This window comes from Nitrosomonas marina, from assembly GCF_900111605.1.
Classification (GTDB): Bacteria; Pseudomonadota; Gammaproteobacteria; order Burkholderiales; family Nitrosomonadaceae; genus Nitrosomonas; species Nitrosomonas marina_A.
This window is the reverse complement of the sequence record NZ_FOIA01000064.1, coordinates 1-4,047: the sequence shown is the minus strand read 5'-3', so window position 1 is coordinate 4,047 and position 4,047 is coordinate 1. Positions and strand designations below refer to the sequence as shown.

Genomic DNA, 4,047 nt, shown 5'->3' with positions numbered 1-4,047 from the left:
CGCGCTAAGCGCTTCTGGAAGCCCCTGAAGGGCAAATTGGAGTGACCGTTTAGTATTTTCACGACATGATCGTGATTAATAGTTATTAAACAAAGTGTTACTATACAATAAATCATTGCCGCAGAGAAGGCCTTCTAATCTGACAAAGTAGAACTAAGCTGTATTGATTAATTGCTACACGATAGCAAAGTATTTATGCTGTGATCATCGTGTTGTCCAGAGGAACTTTCCCTCCGGCTCACGCAGAATCGTACGCGAGACTCTCGCCTCATGCGGCAGTTCATGTCCCTTGCATTCTTTTCCAAGTTAGTAAAATCATTCGTTTATCCCAACACTGGTTGATTAAAAGCTTTCGGGCAGCAGCGCTGCCAGAGTGCAACAGGATTCTGTTCTCACTTGATCCAGATGGGTGGCTGGTGCGATTTGCATCACCAATAATATGGTGCAAGGGATTCAACAATAACAGTTTTGCAATGGTGTTATTAAGGATTAATGTATCTTGAAAGGCGATAATTTTGTTCGGGCCATTGACTCAGGGCGGCAAATGGGCGACATTTTTGCGCATTTACTTCAAGGCAACCATCAGTTCAAATTATCCTGATGAAATACAGGTAGACGCACAGAAGCCGCTTTTCCTTGCGTCAGCGTTTTAATTACAACAATTTTGAGAGAAACCGGAAAGGAAAATGTACACTAAAATAGCAATCATCGGCAGCTCCGGAGCCATAGGATCATCATTTGTAAAACTTCTGGCCCGGCTATACCCACAAGCTGAAATCCACACTTTTTCAAGAAAAGCTGTCGCGGACGGGCCTAAAAATTTCAAGCACCATATAATCGATTATTCCGATGAACAGACAATCGAAAGCGCCTCCAAATCCGCGTATGAAAATATGCCATTTGACATGGTGATTGTGACAACAGGAATTTTACACGATGGCGCGGATATTCAGCCTGAAAAATCCCTGCGTGACTTGTCGGCGGATAAATTTCGGGCGATTTTTAACGCCAACACCATTTTTCCGGCGCTTGCTGCCAAGCATTTCCTGCCTCTGCTGAACAAAGATAAACGATCCGTTTTCGCAGCGCTCTCGGCGCGTGTGGGAAGCATATCCGATAACCAGCTGGGCGGATGGTATGCTTACCGCGCTTCTAAAGCCGCGTTGAATATGATTATCAAAAACGCCGCGATTGAAATGGGACGACGTTATAAACATGCGATTATCGTAGGACTGCACCCCGGAACAGTTGATAGTAATTTATCAAAGCCTTTTCGAAGCCGTGTACCAGAAGGAAAGCTATTCACCCCTGATTTTGCCGTTAAAAAGCTGGTTTCTGTTATAGAGAACTTATCCCCGCAGGACAGCGGCAAATGCTTCGACTGGGACGGACAAGAAATTTTGCCCTGAATAAAAGCAGCAATTAAAAGGAACCATCGTATCGATCAGCAAACGCTTATCGATACGTTTCCACGATTGCCTTCGCCAGGCTGTGCCCAACAGGAACATCAATGGGTGGATCGGTTCATCAGATGAATCAATCGCAATTAATGACCCACTGTTTCGCGGCCTCGAGTTCGCTCGCAGGAAAATGTTTAATTTCAGCCGACACAAAGTGCGATGCCAGATGCTCTGCGACATCGCCGATGGAAGAATCGGTAACAAGGCCTACTTTTTTGATTTTTTTGTGATGTTCCTGCACAAAATTAAAATGCTGTACCATCGCGCCAAGACTTTTCCATCCGGGAAATGTCGGGTTTTGTATGATAAGGCCGGCGAGATTTCCATTTTTCTCAATGTATGGGTCAACTGTTTTTGCAAGCTGCTCAAAATCGCCCTCTTCAAGGGAAGTTTTAGGGCGCACATAGAGTATGGCGTGTACGGTATCAAGAGTATGTTCAATCATGTTCCTAGTCTCTCTCTTATGTAGTACCTAGTGTTAATACTAACATACCTTATTTATTCTTGCGTTTTAGAATCAACAGAATAATGATGAATTCCTGGTAGACCAATCGGTGTGCTAACGGGCTATTGTGCTGCTGTGGATATGCTAATAAGTTGTCGGGTGCCCGATGGCACAGCCTTTTCCCTGTTACAGTGCCTGAATCATTTGGAAAATACTTTAAATCCGAATGAATTGAAGTCGCGCATTAAAACACTAGTGCTCTTTCAATATGATAGAGTACTAATTACCTAAAGCTTCGTTTCGTTCTTTTTCATATTGATCATACGGTTTATTTACCCTTTCCATGCATTCATCATATTGCGATCCTGGCAGTTTCATACATTCGTTTCTTTGATTGTATTGAACAGAGTCGTAAATTTGCCTTGAACTACACCCGGTTATCGCCAGCACGGTTAACGCAATCATTAAAATACGATTTTTCATGTTGTAACACTAAATAATTTGTAAAGAATACCCTTGCCTCCGGTGATATGTTCTTTCAGTTTTTTGCGATCAAATAGGTGCCTGCGCCAACCATGAGAACACCGGGGATAAGTCTGATTTTATTTTCAACAGCCAGCTTTTTGCCCATAAGCATGGCTTTCGCAGCCCCGATAGCGTAAACCAGTTTGACTCCACCGACAGTCACAACCGTGACAATGAAAATAATCGATATATCCGATAAAGTCAGTGCAGTCACATCGACAAATGCCGGAAACAGGCTGGCATAAAAGACTATCGCTTTAACGTCGCCAAGCGTGACAAACAGTCCCGCAAGAAAACTGGCTGGAATTCCACTACCCGTGCTGGAATATTCGCTGGTTAATCTTTTTGTTCTGCTCCTGATCAGAGTTATACCGAACCAAATCAGGTAAATGCCGGCCATGAATTTGACCACCAGAAAAAATCCACCCATCATTTCAGACAGGGTAGCTAACCCCAGTATTGCCAGCATAACAAAGATCAAATCACCAAGCACAATACCCACCAAAACAGCAACACCGTTAGCCAGATTCATCGTAGCGGAGCGGGTAACGACAAGGGCCACGCTTGCGCTGGGAATGGCTGCGAGCGTTATCATGATGACAAAAAGTGCCGAAGCATCAACAAGGCTCATTGGAAATCAAATAACATACGTAATCGAAAACTTCATTTTCAGCCACATCATACAACCGAGTGGATTGTTATGAAAGCAGCACAAGCATGAGAGCTGCAACCCGGGTTTTCGCTTTCGCGGCTGTCCAGATGAACCATTGGCATATCAATCCGGAAGTTGATCCAGTGTGGACATAGGTATATTCAATCACTGCTGCGCTTCAATCAATACAGCATGTTGCAGCGAATAGCTTATGAAGCTGCCATCCGGGGTAAGCCATGGCTTTGCGCCGTAAACAATGTTGCTTCTTCAAACGGCTGCGTATCTCGTCTGCAAACCCGCACTTCTTTCATTAACACTTTTATCAGCAGCACTGCCACAGTTAAAGGAACAGCCCCCTTTTATCATCGACCGCTCAGTAAACGGTTTTTTTGTATGTAATATGCGATTAACTTTTTTCTTGCTTTTTTCCGTTACTGTGTGTATAAGCATTCCGGGCTTTTACTACTCATGCATTTGACGTCACGCCAAAACAGCCATTTCAGTGAATATGCGCTTTCAAAGCGCTTTCCGGTATGCCGATCCAAAGCGTTTGAATAAAAATGATCACATCGAGCACTGCAGAGTGCGGCTCATGTGGGTAATGGTTATTTATTATTAACGCCAGGAAGAATAGAAATGGCAGTTTCAGAAGTCAAAAATTTCATCCAGCAGGCAGGCAATTCACTCTCGGCACCTTTGCCATTAAAAAGCAAGCGCCGATTGCCAATTTACAGTTTACGGCGACTGTTATAACCCAATCTGCCCGAACCAGATTCATTTTGTAACTAACCTTGTGCGTTACCGCATTACTCGAAAGCGCGGTCATGACACTTGCCATCAATAAGAGAATCCATGAAACATTTTAATTTGCTGGGGCTTCCTGAAGCCCTGAATCATTCGCTGCATCAAATGCAGTTTACCGAGCCGACTCCCATTCAGGCCCAAACCATTCCTCGTGCGCTGGA

Annotated in this window: 4 protein-coding genes; 1 reads left to right on the top strand and 3 read right to left on the bottom strand. The window is 44.1% G+C overall.

Annotation, left to right across the window (positions count from 1 at the left end; translation table 11 throughout):
* The first annotated feature begins 686 nt into the window (after positions 1-686).
* The gene (locus BMY62_RS15570) at positions 687-1,409 is read left to right on the top strand and encodes an SDR family NAD(P)-dependent oxidoreductase (protein ID WP_090662129.1); all 723 of its coding nucleotides are present in this window, start codon (positions 687-689) and stop codon (positions 1,407-1,409) included.
* Positions 1,410-1,536: 127 nt separating this feature from the next.
* Here the strand turns inward: BMY62_RS15570 and BMY62_RS15565 are convergent, their stop codons facing one another.
* From BMY62_RS15565 to BMY62_RS15555, 3 genes are all read right to left on the bottom strand, one after another.
* On the bottom strand, positions 1,537-1,905 hold the full coding sequence (locus BMY62_RS15565; RefSeq protein ID WP_090662126.1) for a SpoIIAA family protein: 369 nt from the start codon (positions 1,903-1,905) through the stop codon (positions 1,537-1,539).
* A gap of 279 nt (positions 1,906-2,184) precedes the next feature.
* On the bottom strand, positions 2,185-2,388 hold the full coding sequence (locus BMY62_RS15560; RefSeq protein WP_090662123.1) for a hypothetical protein: 204 nt from the start codon (positions 2,386-2,388) through the stop codon (positions 2,185-2,187).
* A 55-nt stretch (positions 2,389-2,443) separates the two neighbouring features.
* Positions 2,444-3,061 (bottom strand): LysE family translocator, encoded by a 618-nt coding sequence (locus tag BMY62_RS15555; protein WP_090662121.1) that lies wholly within the window; start codon positions 3,059-3,061, stop codon positions 2,444-2,446.
* Between the last annotated feature and the right edge of the window lie 986 nt (positions 3,062-4,047).